This is a genomic window from Campylobacter concisus, from assembly GCF_002913745.1.
Taxonomy (GTDB): Bacteria; Campylobacterota; Campylobacteria; order Campylobacterales; family Campylobacteraceae; genus Campylobacter_A; species Campylobacter_A concisus_R.
This window is the reverse complement of sequence record NZ_PPCG01000020.1, coordinates 12,790-30,156: the sequence shown is the minus strand read 5'-3', so window position 1 is coordinate 30,156 and position 17,367 is coordinate 12,790. Positions and strand designations below refer to the sequence as shown.

Genomic DNA, 17,367 nt, shown 5'->3' with positions numbered 1-17,367 from the left:
TAATTTACGCTAAATTTAAAATAAAAATTTAATTTTTAATGTTATCAAGCACCTCTTGTCCGCTTTGGCTTAAAATTTTACCTTTGAAATTCTCTTTGCAAAACTCCAAAATAAGTGCATGATAGAGTTTTAAAACCTCAGTCTCGTCAAATTTCTCGCTATCAAGAAATTTATAAATTTCATCATAATCAAGCGAGCTAAACCACTCAGCCGCCTCGTCGTAGCTCTCAAAAATGTAGTCAAAATATGCCATTATCCTAAGCGCATAAGCATCAACGACCATGTAAGGCTTGCCGCAAGCGTAAGCAAGTATCGCATCACAAGTCTCAGAGCCAACGCCTTTTACGCTTATGAGCCACTCGCGACTTACGTTTTCTTTAAAGTTTTCAAAGTCACCAAATCCATTTTTTATAGCTAGACAAAGCGTCTTTAGCCGTTTTGCCTTTGTGTTGTAAAAGCCGCTTGGCTTTATGAGTGTGGCAAGCTCGCTGTTTTCAAGCGTGCAAATGCCTTGCAGGCTATCTTTGCTCGCTTTTTTTAGATTATCTAGCGCTTTTTCAACGTTTTTCCAGTTGGTATTTTGCACCAAAATAGCGCCCAAAATAACCTCAAAAGTGCCCTCGCCTGGCCATTTTAGCTCGTCAAAATTTCTACTTTTGTGATTTAGCAGGGCTAAAAACAGATCAGTTGATCTCATTTTAAATTTTCTTTAAAAGTTAGATAAAACTGCTTTGCTGTCCTGCCACTTCTGCTGGCTCTTAGGGTGGCGAAATTTTTAGCAAGCGTGTGAAGCTCATCTTTGTCACCAGTGTAGTCTTTAAAGTAAAAATCAACCATTTTTAGATACTCGTCGTAGTTGCCTTGATAAAAGCTGACCCAAAGACCAAAGCGATCTGAGAGTGAAATTTTCTCCTGAGCTGCGTCGCTGTAGTGAATTTCTCCGTCTATTAGCTCTGAGTTTTCATTTTTGCTTTTAAACTCGCTTATTAGGTGGCGGCGGTTTGATGTGGCGTATAAAAGGACGTTTTTTGGCGGCTTTTGAATAGAGCCATCCATGATAGGTTTTAGAAATTTATACTCATTGCTACCATTTTCAAAGCTTAGATCGTCGCAGAAAATGATAAATTTAAACTCGCTCTTTCTGATCTCGTCGATGATGTCGCCAAGGTATTTTAGATCTTCGCAGCCGATCTCAATGATGCGAAGTCCCTCTTTATAAAATTTAGTAAAAACAGCCCTTACAAGGCTTGACTTGCCACATCCTCTCTCACCCCAAAGAAGCACGTGATTTGCCTCGTCGCCAGCTATAAAATTTCTAGTGTTTTTTAGCAAAATTTCTTTTTGTTTCTCTAGTCCATAAAGTGAGTCGATATCGACAAAATCGATATCCTCAACTGGTTTTAACATCCCTTTTGTGCTCTTATAAATCGCTGCGTACTTCACACCCCAATCTATCATCTCTTATCCTTTCTTAGATAGACCAAAATTTCAGCCAAAACATCGTTATCGTCCTTGCTACGTGACTTTAGCCTGATCTTCTCCTCATCATTTTTTGTTATTAGTATATTTTGTTCGCTGTTTGAGATCGTCTTTATGCCAGCTTTTAGAGCTAAAATTTTGATGATGATAAGGTCTAAAAACTGCTTTGTAAATGTATCTATCTTGCCAAATCTATCCTCAAGCTCGCTTTGTATCTCATAGACTTCAGCGACCTCTTTACACTTGCTAAGACGCCTGTAAATTTCAAGCCTTAGCCTATCTTCTCTTATAAATTCTTGATTTAAAAAGGCGCTCACACTAAGCTTTAGATCGATCTTGTCTAGCTTTGCGGAGTCTTGATTTAGCAGTTTATTGATCTCGTCTTCTAGCATCTTTAGATATAGCGAGTAGCCGATAGCCTCGATGTGGCCGCTTTGCGCCTCGCCGATGATGTTGCCACCACCTCTTATCTCAAGGTCGTGATATGCTAGCACTGAGCCAGCGCCCAAAAATGAGTTGCCTTCAAGTGCCATGAGGCGTTTTAGCGCGTCCTTGCTAATGGCATTTTTATCTTCCACCAAAAAGTAGCAATAAGCCTGCTTGTCGCTTCTACCCACGCGACCACGCAGCTGGTGCAGATCAGCCATGCCAAATTTATTAGCATTTTCTACGATTATAGTGTTTGCATTTGGCAAGTGGATGCCGCTTTCAACGATGCTGGTGCAAAGCAGCAAGTCATACTCGCCCCGCTCAAATTTCATCATCTCATCTTCAGCGACTTTTGCATTTATCTTTGAGTGAAGTATCAAAATTCTAAGCTTTGGCAAAATTTTTCTTAGTTCATTTGCTGTCTGCTCGATGTCTGCGATGTGGTTGTGGATATAAAAGGTCTGCCCGCCACGTCTTAGCTCACGCATGATCGCCTCTTTGACGACCTTTTCGTCCCACTCTCTCACGCTTGTTCTCACATCCAGCCTCGAGCTTGGCGGAGTGGCTAAAATGCTATATGTTTTTATCTTGCTAAGCGCCATATTTAGGCTTCTTGGTATCGGCGTGGCGCTCATACTTAAGATGTGAGAGTGCTGAGAAATTTCTTTTAGCTGCTCTTTTTGCTTAACGCCAAATTTATGCTCTTCATCAACCACTATAAGCCCTAAATTTTCAGCCTTTACGCCAAGAAGCGCATGCGTACCCACGCAAACTATGGGCTCATTTTCTTTTAGCGCTTTTTGTAGGCTTGATTTTTCTTTGGCACTTGAGAAGCGATCTAGCCTAAAGACCTTTATGCCAAATTTGCTAAATCTCTGGCTTAGCGTCTTGTAGTGCTGCGAGCTAAGAAGCGTCGTTGGCACAAAGAAAAACGCGCTAAAGCCTGATTTTATGCAGGTAAATATGGCATTCATCGCAACTTCGGTCTTGCCAAAGCCAACGTCGCCACTAAGCAGCCTATCCATCACCTTGCCGCTTTTTAGCTCATCTTTTATATCATTTACCGCTTTTTGCTGGTCGCTCGTGTATGAAAAGCCAGCGTCTTGGACGAAATTTAGATAAGAGATATCCTCTTTTTGTAAAATTTTGCCTGCGATTAGCTCTCTTTTTGCCGCCATCGCCACGATCTTTGAGGCGATCGCAAAGAGTTTTTCTCTAACCTTCTCTTTTATCTTTGCGAAATTTGCCTTGCCTAAGCGATCAAGCACCGCCATAGAGCCATTTTGCGCGATGTAGCGGTCTATCAAATTTAGATGTTCAACTGGCAAAAGAAGCTTGTCGTCATTTTGGTATGCAATAACCACAAATTCCTTCGTCGCGCCCAAAACCTTGATCTTTTCAAGCCCCAAAAATCTGCCTATACCATAATCTTCATGCACGACATAGTCATTTACTTTTAGCTCGTCCACCACGAGGCTTGAGCGTTTAACTCGCCTTTTTTTCTCAAATTTATTAAGTGATACTACGATCTTATCGCTTGAGGTTAAATTTACTACAAGGGGCGAAATTTCAAGCTTGACATTTGCAAAGCCATCAAGCTCATAGCCCTTAAAAAGCCCCTCATTTCTTGAAAGAACGGTTATGCTTTTGCTCTTATTTAGCTCAAAAAAATCAAAATTTAAAGTAACTTCTAGGTCTTTATAGACCTTTGGCTCAGGCAAAATTTCTATGCCCTTAAATTTATCTTCAGGCGCATCATAAATTTCAAAATCGATCTTTTTAACAAGCTTTGAATCAAAAACTTTCAAGTAGTCGCTAAAGCTATCTATCGCCCAAAATCCAAGCGAATTTAGATCGCTCACCAAAGCGTCGCTTTGCATATCCTCGATCTTTTGGCTAACTTTTTCAAACTCATCTTTGCTCAAATTTGCGATAAACGGCACGATCTCGGCTTCGCTTAGCTCATTTTTGTTGCTAATTTGCGTGGCGGTGTTGTAGTTTCTGATACTCTCCACCTCATCGCCAAAGAGTAAAATTCTAACAGGATCGTCCATATTTACGCCGTAAATGTCGATCACTTCGCCGCGTATGCTAAACTCGCCAACGCTCTCAACGATATCGACGCACTCGTAGCCAAATCGTATGAGCAAGTCGGCAAATTCGCTTAAATTTAGATTGTCTTTTAGCTTGATCGTTGAGCTCTCTAAGTTTTTTTGCGTTGGAAGTGGGTTTAAAAGCGTGCTAAATGGGCTTATGATGATCTTTTTGCCATCAAATTTATAGTATTTACTAAGAACGGATGAAATTTCAAAAAGCTCTTCGTTAAAGCTTCTTAGATCATCGCCCTTTTTAGCTCTAAAATCAGGTAGTTTAAATGCGCTAAAGCCAGCAAAACTGGCCGCATCAGCGCAGAGTGCCGCTTCTTTGTCATCTTCGCAGATGAGAATTTGTGTGGCATGTGCTAAAAGATACTCATAGACCTTTGCTTGCATAGTACTCTTTTAAAAAGGCTTCGGCCAGGTGAAACGAGCCAAATGCTAGGTAAATTTTGCCGTTTTTTGCCTCTTTTATATCGTTCATATCGCTTGGCTCAAACTCTCTATGCGAAATTTCAAGCTCATTTAACGCTTTATTTATGAGCTCTCCACCAAGCTCCCTGCCCTCGCAGTGGTAGTGATAAAGTAGCACGTCCTTGACAACTGGCTTTAGAGCTGCCAAAACCGCCTTAAAGTCTTTATCTAAAAATGAGTTATAAACTAGCGTTAGCTTCTTGTCGCTAAACTCTTCTTGACTAAATTTCTTAGCCACAGCCTTTGCGCCAAGCTCGTTGTGACCGACATCCACGTATAAATTTGAAGCGATCTTTTCGCATCTGCCACGAAGTGATAGAGCGCCAAGCTTTTTGATATCTATGCTACTATCTAAAATTTTAGCCGCGGCGTAGGCTAGAGTTAAATTTGAGCGCAAAAACTCTGGAAGATTAAATTTATCTGCATAGTTTGCGATCTCGTTTAAATTCTCTTTGGTCAAAATTTCTCTTGGAAAGCTCAGAGTTGCGCCTTTTTCGCTTGCGATCTCTTTTGCGATAGCCACACTTATCTCGTTCATCTCATCATTTAAAATAGCTCTTTTGCCCATAGCTTCAAATTTCGTGCGTGAAATTTCTTCTAAGCTATTGCCTAATATCGCCGTGTGATCAAAGCCGATCGGAGTAAAGATGCTTAGCTCTTTTTCAAAGACATTTGTCGCATCCAGCACGCCGCCCATGCCAGCCTCGCAGACAAAGTAGTCGCAACCCTCAAAAAGCACCGCAGAAAGCAGTGTCATATACTCAAAATAGCTTGTTTTTATCTTGTATTCATCACTCAAAAGAGCTTGCAAACGCTCATGAGCTACCTCTAAAATTTCATCGCTAGCGACCTCGCCATTTAGCCAAAATCGCTCGTTAAATTTAAATATATGTGGGCTCGTGTAGTGGCCTACTTTCGCGCCATTTTGGCTTAAAATTTGCGCTAAAAAGCGACCCGTGCTACCTTTGCCATTTGTGCCGATGATGTGGATTATCTTAAAAGGCTTTAGATGGCCTTTGATCGTATCATAAGCCCTTATGATCCTGCCATAGTCGATCTCTTTGTAGTAAAGTGGCTTGCCGTCAAGAAATTTCGCTAGGCTCATTTTTCCTCGATTATCTTTGGCATGACTTGGTTTCTGCCGCCCTCTTTTGAAAGATAGAGCATCTTATCAGCACCCTCAAGCGTCATCGTGTCACTTAAATTTGCACTTCTTGTCGCCACACCAGAGCTAATAGTAACTTTGATACGCTCGTTTTTATAGATAAATTTGAAATTTTCGATCATGCTTCTTAGCTTCTCGCCAAATCTAACACCATCTTTTAGGCTCGTACTTGGTAGCAAAATGACAAATTCCTCGCCGCCATATCTACCGACAAAATCCACCTTTCTAGCATTTTTCTTAAGCACCTGAGCCACTGCTGAAAGGATCACGTCGCCAGCTTCGTGTCCGTAGGTGTCGTTTATCTTTTTAAAGAAGTCAATATCAACAAAGCATATCGAATAGTCTGTGCCGTAGCGTTTATAAGCCTCTTCAATACACTGAATTTCTCTCATCAAAGCTCTTTTTGTAGCCACTTTTGTTAAAAAATCTTCTCTACTCTCAAGTTTTGCAGCTTCAAGCTCTTTTTCTAAACTTGCAACTCTGTTTTGAAGCTCTAAGATAGTAGTCTGCTTACTATTCATCTCAAGACCAAGCTCTTTGCTCTCTATCTCAAGCGCACCAGCTATCTCTATAAGCATATTCTTTATATGTTCAATACTATTTGTATTTAAATTTACATTTTTAAGATCATTTTTGATATTTTGAACTTTTACAGAGTTACTTTGAGAGCTAGCCGCAATATCTGAAATTCTCTCACCTATGTTTTGTAAGATATTATTTAATGAGCCAACCTTTTCGATGATCTCGGTTCTATCTTCTTCGATCCTGCGATCGACAAAGGTTTTTATCTTCTCTTGAAATTCTTTGCTATTTAGGCTTTGTGGATTTTGTTTCAAAACACTTCTAATAGTACTAAGCTCTTCGCCAAGCTCTTTTGTTATAGAAGGCTCAAGGGCAAAATTTAAAAGCTCGACTAAAGCGTTTTCTTCTGCGCTTCCATTTTTTTGAGACAAGAATTTCTCAAGCTCAGCGCTCATAGTTCTTAAATCATCAAAGTCTCTCACGCCATAATATTTCAAAAAATCCAAAAATTCAGTGTCGTAGGAGCTTACAAGGTCAAACCATTTAAGGCACATCTCCTCAAGATTTTTCTCATCATATCTTCTAGCAAGTAGCCGCATGCTCTGCTCTGCTAGAGCTTTTGCATCTTTGTTGTGAAGCATAGAGATGGCTTGGAGGATTCTTCTTGCAAAGGCATTTAGTGACTTTAGTTTTTTATCATCGACATGGGTTGCGCCATTTTTAGCACCATGAGAGAGCCTAGCGGTCATAAAAGCTACAAACTCATCAACCGTTTTTATATGAAGGCTTATAGCTTGCGCTTTATAGTCATCACCGAGCCTTGAGATATATTTTTCTATCTTTTTGCTCTCTTCAGTTGTAAAGCCATATTTTTTAGAAATTTCATTATAAACTTCGGTGTAATTTTCTGGCGTTAGCATCAAATGGCGATCTTTTATCTCGCTCAAGGCCTCCTTGACTATTTGACTAACGGTTACTGCTGCCATTTTTATATCCTTTTACAGCTAAATTTGCGATGTACTCATCAAACGCCTCTTTTGAAGCCTCTTTTATGGCTTCATATTTTTGAGTATCGCTAAGAACGCTATCAGCAAATCTTACATCTTTTTGACGTCTTGCCACACTAAAATCATACTCGCCAGTAGCAGGTATATCTACGACATGGCCATCTTTAAATTTGGTTTTATAGTTTAGAATTAAAAAAGCTTTATACGATGTGATATAGCCGTATTCATCATAGATTATCGCTTCATAGGTTAAATTTTGCACTGAGACAATTATTGAAGTATCAGCGCTATCTTTGCTTGATAGTGATTTATGTAGCCTTGCGACCATGCCCTCTTTTACTGCATCTTTTATCCAGACACTATTTTTTGGCTCTTCTTTGCTGATGATAACATCAACATAAACTCTATCTCCAACCAAATCCTGCGAGATCTTTGAAACTGGTTTATAGCCACATCCGCAGATAAATATAGCAATAAAAAACGCTAAAAAATATCTCAAAATTTATCCTTTAATGACAAAATTTACTAATTTGCCTTTTATATAAATCTCTTTTAAAATTTCTTTTCCTTCAAGCCATTTAGCCACATTTTGCTTAGCTTGTTTTAAAATTTCACTCTCACTCTCGCTTGCTGCTACTTCAAACTCAGCCCTTTTCTTGCCATTGACTGTAACTGCAAGAGCGATGCTATCTTTTACAAAGACCTCTTCTTTTACAGCTATCTTTGTGAAATTCTTTCTGCTAAAAAGCTCTTCGCTAAGCTCATTTGCGATATGCGGCACGATTGGTTCTAGTAAATTTAAAATGATAAAAAAGCCCTCAGCATTTACATCGTCATTATCCTGCGCATTTATAGCGTTTAGTGCCTCCATGCAAGCAGCGATTAAAGTGTTAAAAGCAAATGTATCGCCAAAAACCTCGGTTGATTTTTTAAGTGCTTCATAAATTTTAAGCCTTGCAAATTTCTCATCTTTATTTAGACTTTCATGATCTATCTCAGGCAATTTATCTATCTTTTTGATAGTTTGCGCCTTCTCCCAAAGCCTATTTAAAAACCTAAATGCTCCCTCAACTGCGCTGTCATTCCACTCAAGCTCTTTTTGAGGAGGAGCAGCAAAAAGGATAAAGAGCCTTGCTGTATCGGCGCCGTATCTATTTATGATATCATCAGGATCTACGACGTTGCCCTTGCTTTTACTCATCTTTTTGCCATCTTTTAAGACCATGCCTTGAGTTAGTAGATTTTCAAACGGCTCATCGTCTCTTAGATAGCCAAGGTCTCTTAAGACCTTTTGGAAAAATCTAGCGTATAAAAGGTGCAAGATCGCATGCTCGATACCGCCGATGTACTGATCTACGTTCATCCAATAATTCACGCTCTTTTCATCAAGTGCTTTTTGCTCCCAACTCTTTTCATCACTAGCAAATCTAGCAAAATACCAGCTACTCTCCACAAATGTATCCATCGTATCAGTCTCTCTGATCGCGTCTTGGCCGCATTTTGGACACTTTGTAAATTTCCAAGTTGGATGTTTATCCAAAGGATTGCCCTCGCCTGTGATCTTGACATCTTCAGGTAGCGCGATAGGTAAATTTTCCTCTTTTTCAGGCACTACGCCACAGCATTTGCAGTGCACGACAGGTATCGGCGCACCCCAGTATCTTTGGCGAGAAATTCCCCAGTCTCTTAGCTTGTAGTTTGTGATCCTTTTACCAAGGCCATCTTTTTCAAATTTCTCTATTATAAAGCTTTTGGCATCCTCTGAGCTAAGGCCGTTTATAAGCTCAGAATTTATAGCAACACCGTATTCTGAGTACGCCTTAGAGCCATCACTCTCACCCTCAAGTGGCTTTACGACTGGTTTTATAGGTAGATTAAATTTACTTGCAAACTCGAAGTCTCTTTGATCATGAGCAGGAACAGCCATGATGGCGCCACTGCCATAGTCAGCTAGGATGAAATTTGCAACCCAAACCGGGATCTTTTCATTTGTGAGTGGATGAACGACGTAAATTCCTAAAAATTCTCCATCTTTATCGCTTGCTTGACGCTCTCTTGGGCTTTGATTAAGTATTGCTTTTATCTTTGACTTTTTGCTTTCATCAAATTTATCACTTTCAAGAAGCGCTTTTACGATAGGATGCTCTGGCGCAAGGGCTGTGTAGCTAACGCCATAAATCGTATCAGGTCTTGTTGTAAATACCTCAAAACCATCAAATTTACCACCTAAAATCTCTTTTGAAGCCTCATCAAGGCTAAATTTAAACTCCAAGCCATAGCTTCTGCCGATCCAGTTTTCTTGCATTGTGATGACTTGATTTGGCCATTTGCCCTCAAGAAGTTTTAGATCTTCAAGTAGCTCGCTAGCGTATTTTGTGATGTTAAAGTAGTATCCTGGAAGCTCTTTTTGCACAACATCATTACCGCATCTCCAGCATTTTCCGTCTTCAACCTGCTCGTTTGCAAGCACGGTTTGATCGTACTCACACCAATTTACGATGGCATTTTTTCTATAAACAAGCCCTTTTTCAAACATCTTTATAAAAAAGCTTTGCTCCCACTTTGTGTAAAGCGGATCAGATGTGGCTAAAATTCTCTTTTTAGAGAATGAAAAGCCAAGGCTTGCAAGCTCCTTTTTCATATAGTCGATATTTTCGTAAGTCCAAATTTTAGGGTGAATTTTATGTTTTATGGCTGCGTTTTCAGCTGGCATACCAAAGCTATCAAAGCCGATAGGATGAAGCACGTTAAAACCACTTTTTCTATATGATCTAGCCAGCGCATCGCCGATAGAGTAGTTTCTCACATGCCCCATATGTATGCGTCCGCTTGGATATGGAAACATACTTAGGATATATTTTTTTGGCAAGCTTAGATCATCTTTTGGTTCAAATTCTTCATTTTTATCCCAAATTTCTTGCCACTTTTTTTCTATCTTTAAAGGCTCATATTTTCTCTTCTCAGCCATTTTTTCTCCTAAAATTCTTCTTGTGATTTGCTTGATTCTATTAATACCAAGGCTAGTGAAAATATATTTGCAATGACTGCGCCAATAGCTAGTGAATAGCTAAGCGTTGCATTTTCAGAGACTTGCAAAATAACAAAAGCTGGTATAAGGTGCAAATCAGCAACCAGCGAGCTAGCAAAAAGCTCAGCTGATAGTAAATTTTTAACACCGATCTTAAGTAAAGTTGAAACCAAATTTATACTAGCTGCCACAAAAAGGGCGATCTCATTTTTATCATATAAAAACTCCGCCGTAGTCGTAAGACTCATCAGCGCAAAAAATATGTAGATAACTTTTCCCCAGTTCATTATCCCTCCTTATACAACGCCTTTTTCAAACATAGCACGCTCTTTATCACGCTCTTTTTTGATCCTTTGCTTCTCGGCCTCTCTAGCTCTAAAATGCTCGACGCTAAATTTAAACCAGATAAGAAATGGTGATGAGATGTAGATCGAACTGATCGTTCCTATAACGATACCAACGATAAGGATAAAAGAAAATCCATGTATCATATCTCCACCAAATAAAAATAACACAACAACAGTCATCATCGTAGTGGCTGAAGTTAGGATAGTCCTTGAAAGTGTGGCTGAGACTGACTCATTGATAACGCCCTCGATATCAGTTCTCTTGCTCTCTTTTATGCCCTCTCTGATCCTATCAAAAATGATGATCGTATCGTTTAGCGAGTAGCCAAGCACCGTTAAAACAGCCGCTAGTGTGTCCAAATTTACATCGATATTAAATAGTGAAATAGCACCAACAGTTATGACTATATCGTGAATTTCAGTTGCGATCGCAGCAAGCGCAAATCTCCACTCAAATCTAAATGTGATATAGATCAATATGCCAATTAGCGAAATTCCAAGAGCCATTAGACCTTTTTCTCTAAGCTCGTCACCAACCTTTGGACCAACGATATCAACACGTCTTACCTCAAAATTTCCAGTATCTTTTAAAATTTGCTTTATCTCAGTGCCGATGTCACCAGTTAAATTTGAACTTGATCCTGAAAATCTAATAACAGCCTCATCTTCGCTTCCAAACTCAGTAACAGAGGCGTTTTTAAGCACTTCATTTGCGCCAAAAGCGTCGCGAATTTTATCAAGTGGCGCTTTGGTGTCGTATTTTAGCTGTATAAGCGTACCACCAGAAAAATCAATGCCGTAGTTTAGACCCTTTGTTGCAAGCAAAAAGATCGAACCAACAAATAAAAATATAGAAAGTGCGAGTGACACAAATCTAAACCGCATAAAATCATAAACTTTTGCCTTAGTAAAAATTTGCATCTCTAGCTCCTTTTATAACCAAACCAAAGTCTGGTATTTCCGCTTTTTTCTATCTTGTCCATGACTGCATCAAACATACCATGTGTGCCTAAAATGGCCGTTAGCATCGAAGCCATGATACCTATGGCCATTGTCACAGCAAAGCCTTTAACTGGGCCAGTACCATAAGCATAAAGCACTGCAACCGTGATGATAGTAGTTAAGTTTGAGTCGATGATCGCACTCATAGCGTGCTCATAGCCCTTTTGAACGGCTGTTCTTATCGCCACACCTTCACGCAAAAGCTCACGTATACGCTCATTTATGATGACGTTTGCATCAACTGCCATACCAATCGTTAGCACAATACCAGCCATACCAGGTAAGGTAAGTGTCGCTCCAAAAAGCGCCATGACAGCTACTAATATAACAACATCTGCAACTAGCGCGATATTTGCAAAAATTCCAGAAATTCCATAATAAACTAGCATAAATAGCACGACTAAAATAGATCCAGCAGCAAGAGCTACCATGCTTTGATTGATACTCTCTTGTCCCAAAGATGGACCGACACTTCTTTTTTCTAGCATCTTAACAGGTGCTAAAAGTGCGCCACTTCTAAGCGCGATCGCTACGTCGTGAGCCTCATCAAGTGTAAAGCCACCGCTGATCTGGCCGCTGCCGCCACCTATTCTTTCATTTATAACTGGAGCTGAATAGACCTTGCCATCAAGCACGATAGCAAGCCTTTTACCGACATTTGCACCAGTAAAATCACCAAAAATTCTAGCGCCTTCTGAATTTAGTGTGAAATTTATGATCGGTAGGTTATTTTGCTGAGAAAATGCGACTTTTGCGTCAGTTAGCATCGAGCCATCAAGCACTGGGATATTTTTAACGACATATTTCACGCGGTCATTTTTGGCATCCTTAAAGATCACGTCACCATAGCTTTCAGCCTCGGCCTCGCTCATAGTATTAGCCTGATCTTGTCTTTTATCATCAACTGCCATAAGCTGCAAGTGAGCAGCCTTTGCGATGAGATCTCTCGCTCTTTGCTCGTCTTCTTCGGTTTTTATGCCAGGAAGCTCGACTAGGATATTGTCTTTGCCTTGTCTAGCGACTGTTGGCTCAGCTAGACCAAACTGATCAAGCCTGTTTCTAATGGTCTCAACAGCTTGTGAGATCGCATACTCGATCGTATCAAGCCTCTCTTGCTCTGTAAGAGTGATATGATAGTTTAGGCCATCTTTTTTGATATCAAGCCCTTTTATCTCAGCCAAAGCCTTATCAACCTTTGGAGCCTCGTCACTATCAAGTAGCGCAAAATCAACACTATCTTCTTTTATCTTAAATTTATCAATAAGCACATCTTCTTTTTTAGCGTAATAATTTATGCTTCCAGCGACCGACTTGATCTTAGAGTGGATGGCTTCGTTAGTTTCAACACCAAGAAGCATATGAAGACCGCCTTGAAGGTCAAGTCCTAGCGAAATTTTAGCTCCGCTTTGGGTCTGAAAGAAAGATGGCACCGAAAAGCCAAAACCAAAAACCAAGGCTAATATTAATATAATCAGCCTATATGTAACTCTTGCGTTACGCATTATTTATCTTCGATCTTTTTAGCTACAAACTCGCGTGCTATACGAACGATTACATCATCGTTAAGTTTAACTTTGATAAAATCATTTTCGGCTTTAATCACTTCGCATATAAGTCCGCCATTAGTTACTATCTTATCGCCTTTGTCAAGAGCTGCAAGCATTGCTGCGTGGGCTTTTTGCTGTTTTTGTTGAGGTCTGATAACCAAAAAGTAAAATATGGCGAAAAGCACAACAAGAGGTAGTAATGATGTTAAAAAATCAGCGTTTTGCATGGATTTCCTTAATTGTAAGATTTTTAAACGGACATTTTAGCACTAAAATTATAATAAAAGCCTTTGTCGGTGCTTTTTTGCTTTCTAATTTTATTTTTTTAGCTATGGCTGAAAATCAAATTTTAAATTTCATCTCACCTTTTCTCACACTAGCTGGAATTTTCGTCTTAATAAATTTAAGCAGGGCTGGCTTTTTCGCAGCTGGATTTTTCACTGGGATTTTGTGGTTTTACTGGATCGGCTTTAGTTTTATCTACTATGAGCTTGTCTGGCTTATCCCATTTGTCATCCTCTTTGTAGCCCTTGTTTATGGACTTTTATTTTGGATAGCCTCTTTTCCAAGCTTTGTAGCGCTAAGAGCCGTTTTGTTATTTTTAATAAGCTACGTACACCCATTTGGCTTTAACTGGTTTAACCTTGAAGCAACGCTTGTTTTAGGCGCTTTTGAGCCAAATACTAGAGGGCTTATATTTATATTTTTAGCAGCCATTTCTTTGAGTTTAAAAGGTAAATTTTTAAAATTTGGCCTAGCTTTTATCTGCCTAATCGCCGCTTTGCAGTTTAAAAGTAACGAGGCAAAAACTCTGCCATTTGACGTGGAGCTAGTAAACACTGATGTCGCTCAAAGGGTGCGCTGGGATAAAAATCTTCGTATGGAATTTACAAATGAAAATTTAGACTTGATAAGCAGCGCCATAGCCGAGCAAAAACGCCTTATCGTACTTCCAGAGAGTGCGTTTCCATTATTTATGACAAATGAGCCGCTACTTGTTGATGAGCTAAAAGAACTTTCAAAGCAGATAACTATCGTAGCTGGCGCGCTTGCTTATGAAAATAATCAAATTTATAACTCTGCATTTTTGTTTCAAGATGGCACTCTTAGACGAATGGATAAAAAATTTTTAGTGCCATTTGGAGAAGAAATTCCTTTGCCAAAATTTATGCAAGATGCGGTAAATAAGCTATTTTTTGGCGGAGCTAGCGACTTTAAAAAGGCTGAAAATTTTAGTGACTATGAGATAGATGGGGTTAAAATCAGAAATGCTATCTGCTATGAGGCGACAAGAGAGGAGCTTTATAAGGGCGAATTTGATGTGGTCGTAGCAATCACAAACAACGGCTGGTTTGTGCCAAGTAGCGAACCTGTGCTTCAAAGAGTGCTTATAAAACATCTCGCTACAAAGTATAATAAAGCAGTCTATCACAGCGTAAATGGCTCAAAAAGCGAGATCATAAAGCCTAAAAAAGCGTTTTGGGATGAGTTTTAAAAGAAATTTAAAGTGGCTTTTAGATAAAGCCACTTTTTTGATTATTTTTTCAGTAAAGCCTTGAAAGTATCGACTGCATCAAGCTTTTCCCAAGGGTATTTTGCATTTCCCACTTGACCTTTTGCAGCTACTTTTGCATATAAAAATGTCTCTTTGCTTGGTTTATCAAGACCAAATTTATTTGTTATCCAGCGAGGTGTTAGAGGAAAATGCTCGCTTACAAAATTTGAAAGCATATCGTCATTTACGCTGTTTGCGTGAGTTCCCATGGTATCAACGCTAACTGAAGTTGGCTTTGCAACGCCGATCGCGTAGCTTATCTGAACGATACATTTTTTAGCAAGGCCAGCTGCAACGATATTTTTAGCTATCCAGCGCGCTGCGTAAAGTCCGCTTCTATCAACCTTTGTGTAGTCCTTGCTTGACTGAGCACCACCACCTATTGGGCTATATCCGCCAAAGCTATCGACGATTAGTTTTCTGCCTGTTAGACCACTATCGTGAAGTGAGCTGTGATTTACATATCTGCCTGTTGGGTTTATATAGATGATCGTTTTTTCTTTATTATATAGCTCTTTTGGAAGGCCAGTTTCGTCTATTAAATTTTGTATTAATGCGCGAAGCTCTTCTATCTTCATGCTCTCCACGCAAGGGGCTGAAACGACGATGGTATGGATACTTTGAGGTTTGCAGTTTTCAAAGTTGTCTTTACTACCGTAATCAATCGTAACCTGTGTTTTTATATCAACACCAAGTTTATCAGGGTTTGCTTTGGCAAATTTATATACTTTTTCACAAAGCATTCTTGCGTAAGTTATAGCTGCTGGCATAAATTCTTTCGCTTCGCAACTTGCAAAGCCAAACATGATGCCTTGATCTCCCGCTCCAATCTCGCCATCACTTTGATCAACACCTTGATTTATATCTGGACTTTGTTGATTTAAGCAGACTTTGACCTCGATATCGTCTGGATGCAAGCACTGCTCTTTTGTAAAGTTGCTCTTTCCGTCATATCCAATATGCGCAAGAGCGTCTTTTACGATCTTTTCGTAGTCTTTATAAGAGAGTTTTACCTTTGAGTTTATCTCTCCGCCTATTACTATATTTTTTCCGGCTACAAAAACTTCGCTTGCAACGCGTCCATTTGGATCTTGCGTTAAAATAGTATCAACAATGCTATCAGCGATGATATCAGCGCATTTATCTGGATGACCTGGACTTACAACTTCAGAAGTAAATAGATACATTTTCGTCCTTTTCCTTGGTTAAATTTTTGTGTAATTGTAACAAATCCATATAAAAAGCGAATTAATCTTTTTAAATTTCTTTATATTTAAAAATCATTTAGCTAAAATCAACAAAAAACTAATTTATTAAGGTGTCAAATGAATATGTTTAAAAACATTGCAAGAAGATACGCCGATGGAAATTTGATCATTCAAATTTTAGTCGGTATCATCCTAGGTGCCCTAGTTGGCTTTTACACACATTATCAAGCAGCCCCTTACAACCAAATCTCAGCTAAAATTCAAACCATCCAAAAAGAGAGTGGCTTAAGCATAGATGAAGTCATAAAAACTCGCCTTAGCCAAGATGAAGTAAAACAACTTGATGAGGCCAAAGAAAAGGCTAGTTCGGCTGATTCTATTGCTGCTTCAGCCTCAGTTTTAGGAGATTTGTTTAAGGGCGCTCTAAAAGCAATCGCACCTATTCTTGTATTTGTTTTAGTTGCAACCTCTATCATTTTAAAAGATTTTGGCCACACAAAAGGCATGCAAAAGATCATCACACTCTACCTTGTTGGCACCTTTTTAGCAGCTGTTGTGGCAGTAATTGCAAGCTTTTTATTTCCTATCGAGATACCGCTAAAAGGTCTGCAAAGCGCTGATATGTCAGCACCTCAAGGCATCACAAACGTGCTAAAAGATCTTATCTATAAAATGGTAGAAAATCCAATAACCGCCCTAGCAAACGGCAACTATATAGGCATCATCACATGGGCGATAGGTGGTGGTATTGCTATGAGATATGCCACACCTGAGACAAAAAAAGTATTTAAAGATATAAGCGACGGCGTAACTCATATCGTTAAATTTATCATCAGACTAGCTCCATTTGGCATATTTGGCATGGTTGCTATCAGCATTCATGACACTGGATTTGAGGCACTTGCAGGATATCTAAAACTGATCTTAGTTCTTGTTGGAGCGATGCTTGTAGTAGCATTTATCGTCTATCCAGCGATGGTTTTTGCACTAACTAGGAAAAATCCTTATCCACTTGTGATGATCTGCCTAAAAGAGAGCGCGATCTCAGCGTTTTTTACAAGAAGCTCAGCTGCAAACATCCCTGTAAATATGGCGCTTTGCAAAAAGCTTGGACTAAAAGAGGAGCTCTACTCGATCTCTATCCCGCTTGGTGCTACTATAAACATGGGCGGTGCTGCAGTTACTATTAGCATCCTAGCGCTTACTGCGGTAAATTCTATCCCATCTATAACAGTTACATTTGGCGATGCGCTTCTTCTTTGCTTCATCTCAGCTCTTGGCGCGTGCGGCGCATCTGGCGTGGCTGGTGGCTCACTTCTTCTAGTGCCATTAGCGTGCGGACTTTTTGGTATCGGTAACGATATCGCTATGCAGTTTGTAACAGTTGGCTTTACGATAGGCGTCATCCAAGACTCAGTTGAAACTGCACTAAATAGCTCATCAGACGTGCTTTTTACAGCCGTAGCCTCAGAGACTTCAGAATAATCCTCAGTAAAATTTCAGCTAAA

Annotated in this window: 14 protein-coding genes; 2 read left to right on the top strand and 12 right to left on the bottom strand. The window is 39.6% G+C overall.

Annotated elements, in window-relative coordinates:
* Positions 1-28 precede the first annotated feature (28 nt).
* The 11 genes from CYO90_RS02090 to yajC are packed head-to-tail and all read right to left on the bottom strand — an operon-like array spanning position 29 to position 13,323.
* The gene (locus tag CYO90_RS02090) at positions 29-697 is read right to left on the bottom strand and encodes an endonuclease III domain-containing protein (protein ID WP_103578267.1); all 669 of its coding nucleotides are present in this window, start codon (positions 695-697) and stop codon (positions 29-31) included.
* Positions 694-1,458, bottom strand: coding sequence for an ATP-binding protein (locus tag CYO90_RS02085; RefSeq protein ID WP_103578266.1), 765 nt, complete (start codon positions 1,456-1,458; stop codon positions 694-696). Before CYO90_RS02085 ends, CYO90_RS02090 begins: the two co-directional genes overlap by 4 nt.
* Positions 1,455-4,400, bottom strand: coding sequence for a transcription-repair coupling factor (mfd, locus tag CYO90_RS02080; protein ID WP_103578265.1), 2,946 nt, complete (start codon positions 4,398-4,400; stop codon positions 1,455-1,457). The genes CYO90_RS02085 and mfd overlap by 4 nt, the downstream gene beginning before the upstream one ends.
* Complete coding sequence (locus CYO90_RS02075; protein WP_103578264.1) at positions 4,381-5,583, bottom strand: Mur ligase family protein; 1,203 nt, start codon at positions 5,581-5,583, stop codon at positions 4,381-4,383. The genes mfd and CYO90_RS02075 overlap by 20 nt, the downstream gene beginning before the upstream one ends.
* Positions 5,580-7,151: a GGDEF domain-containing protein gene (locus CYO90_RS02070; RefSeq protein ID WP_103578263.1), complete on the bottom strand. Its 1,572-nt coding sequence runs from the start codon at positions 7,149-7,151 to the stop codon at positions 5,580-5,582. Before CYO90_RS02070 ends, CYO90_RS02075 begins: the two co-directional genes overlap by 4 nt.
* Positions 7,132-7,671, bottom strand: a complete 540-nt coding sequence (gene lptE, locus CYO90_RS02065; protein ID WP_103578262.1) for an LPS assembly lipoprotein LptE — start codon at positions 7,669-7,671, stop codon at positions 7,132-7,134. Before lptE ends, CYO90_RS02070 begins: the two co-directional genes overlap by 20 nt.
* 3 nt (positions 7,672-7,674) lie before the next feature.
* Positions 7,675-10,140, bottom strand: a complete 2,466-nt coding sequence (leuS, locus tag CYO90_RS02060; protein WP_103578261.1) for a leucine--tRNA ligase — start codon at positions 10,138-10,140, stop codon at positions 7,675-7,677.
* Positions 10,141-10,148: 8 nt separating this feature from the next.
* The gene (locus CYO90_RS02055) at positions 10,149-10,487 is read right to left on the bottom strand and encodes a DUF6394 family protein (protein WP_002942000.1); all 339 of its coding nucleotides are present in this window, start codon (positions 10,485-10,487) and stop codon (positions 10,149-10,151) included.
* Positions 10,488-10,496: 9 nt separating this feature from the next.
* Positions 10,497-11,468 carry a protein translocase subunit SecF gene (secF, locus tag CYO90_RS02050; RefSeq protein WP_103578260.1) on the bottom strand — a complete coding sequence of 324 codons (972 nt, stop codon included), beginning with the start codon at positions 11,466-11,468 and terminating at the stop codon, positions 10,497-10,499.
* Positions 11,469-11,470: 2 nt separating this feature from the next.
* Positions 11,471-13,051: a protein translocase subunit SecD gene (gene secD, locus CYO90_RS02045; RefSeq protein ID WP_009294063.1), complete on the bottom strand. Its 1,581-nt coding sequence runs from the start codon at positions 13,049-13,051 to the stop codon at positions 11,471-11,473.
* The gene (gene yajC / locus CYO90_RS02040) at positions 13,051-13,323 is read right to left on the bottom strand and encodes a preprotein translocase subunit YajC (RefSeq protein ID WP_002941849.1); all 273 of its coding nucleotides are present in this window, start codon (positions 13,321-13,323) and stop codon (positions 13,051-13,053) included. The genes secD and yajC overlap by 1 nt, the downstream gene beginning before the upstream one ends.
* Here yajC and CYO90_RS02035 point away from each other — a divergent pair.
* Entirely contained in the window at positions 13,299-14,591 is a 1,293-nt protein-coding gene (locus CYO90_RS02035; protein ID WP_181000201.1) for an apolipoprotein N-acyltransferase, read from the top strand. The two genes, yajC and CYO90_RS02035, sit on opposite strands and share 25 nt — an antisense overlap.
* A gap of 41 nt (positions 14,592-14,632) precedes the next feature.
* Here the strand turns inward: CYO90_RS02035 and metK are convergent, their stop codons facing one another.
* Positions 14,633-15,838, bottom strand: a complete 1,206-nt coding sequence (gene metK / locus CYO90_RS02030; protein WP_103578258.1) for a methionine adenosyltransferase — start codon at positions 15,836-15,838, stop codon at positions 14,633-14,635.
* A gap of 138 nt (positions 15,839-15,976) precedes the next feature.
* Between metK and sstT the strand changes: the two genes are divergently transcribed.
* Complete coding sequence (sstT, locus tag CYO90_RS02025; protein WP_429827812.1) at positions 15,977-17,344, top strand: serine/threonine transporter SstT; 1,368 nt, start codon at positions 15,977-15,979, stop codon at positions 17,342-17,344.
* Positions 17,345-17,367: the final 23 nt, after the last annotated feature.

Coding starts and splice junctions, on each gene's coding strand:
- CYO90_RS02090 (WP_103578267.1), bottom strand. CDS start 697: ATGAGATCAACTGATCTGTTTTTAGCCCTGCTAAATCACAAAAGTAGA.
- CYO90_RS02085 (WP_103578266.1), bottom strand. CDS start 1,458: ATGATAGATTGGGGTGTGAAGTACGCAGCGATTTATAAGAGCACAAAA.
- mfd (WP_103578265.1), bottom strand. CDS start 4,400: ATGCAAGCAAAGGTCTATGAGTATCTTTTAGCACATGCCACACAAATT.
- CYO90_RS02075 (WP_103578264.1), bottom strand. CDS start 5,583: ATGAGCCTAGCGAAATTTCTTGACGGCAAGCCACTTTACTACAAAGAG.
- CYO90_RS02070 (WP_103578263.1), bottom strand. CDS start 7,151: ATGGCAGCAGTAACCGTTAGTCAAATAGTCAAGGAGGCCTTGAGCGAG.
- leuS (WP_103578261.1), bottom strand. CDS start 10,140: ATGGCTGAGAAGAGAAAATATGAGCCTTTAAAGATAGAAAAAAAGTGG.
- CYO90_RS02055 (WP_002942000.1), bottom strand. CDS start 10,487: ATGAACTGGGGAAAAGTTATCTACATATTTTTTGCGCTGATGAGTCTT.
- secF (WP_103578260.1), bottom strand. CDS start 11,468: ATGCAAATTTTTACTAAGGCAAAAGTTTATGATTTTATGCGGTTTAGA.
- secD (WP_009294063.1), bottom strand. CDS start 13,051: ATGCGTAACGCAAGAGTTACATATAGGCTGATTATATTAATATTAGCC.
- CYO90_RS02035 (WP_181000201.1), top strand. CDS start 13,299: ATGTTAAAAAATCAGCGTTTTGCATGGATTTCCTTAATTGTAAGATTT.
- yajC (WP_002941849.1), bottom strand. CDS start 13,323: ATGCAAAACGCTGATTTTTTAACATCATTACTACCTCTTGTTGTGCTT.
- metK (WP_103578258.1), bottom strand. CDS start 15,838: ATGTATCTATTTACTTCTGAAGTTGTAAGTCCAGGTCATCCAGATAAA.
- sstT (WP_429827812.1), top strand. CDS start 15,977: ATGAATATGTTTAAAAACATTGCAAGAAGATACGCCGATGGAAATTTG.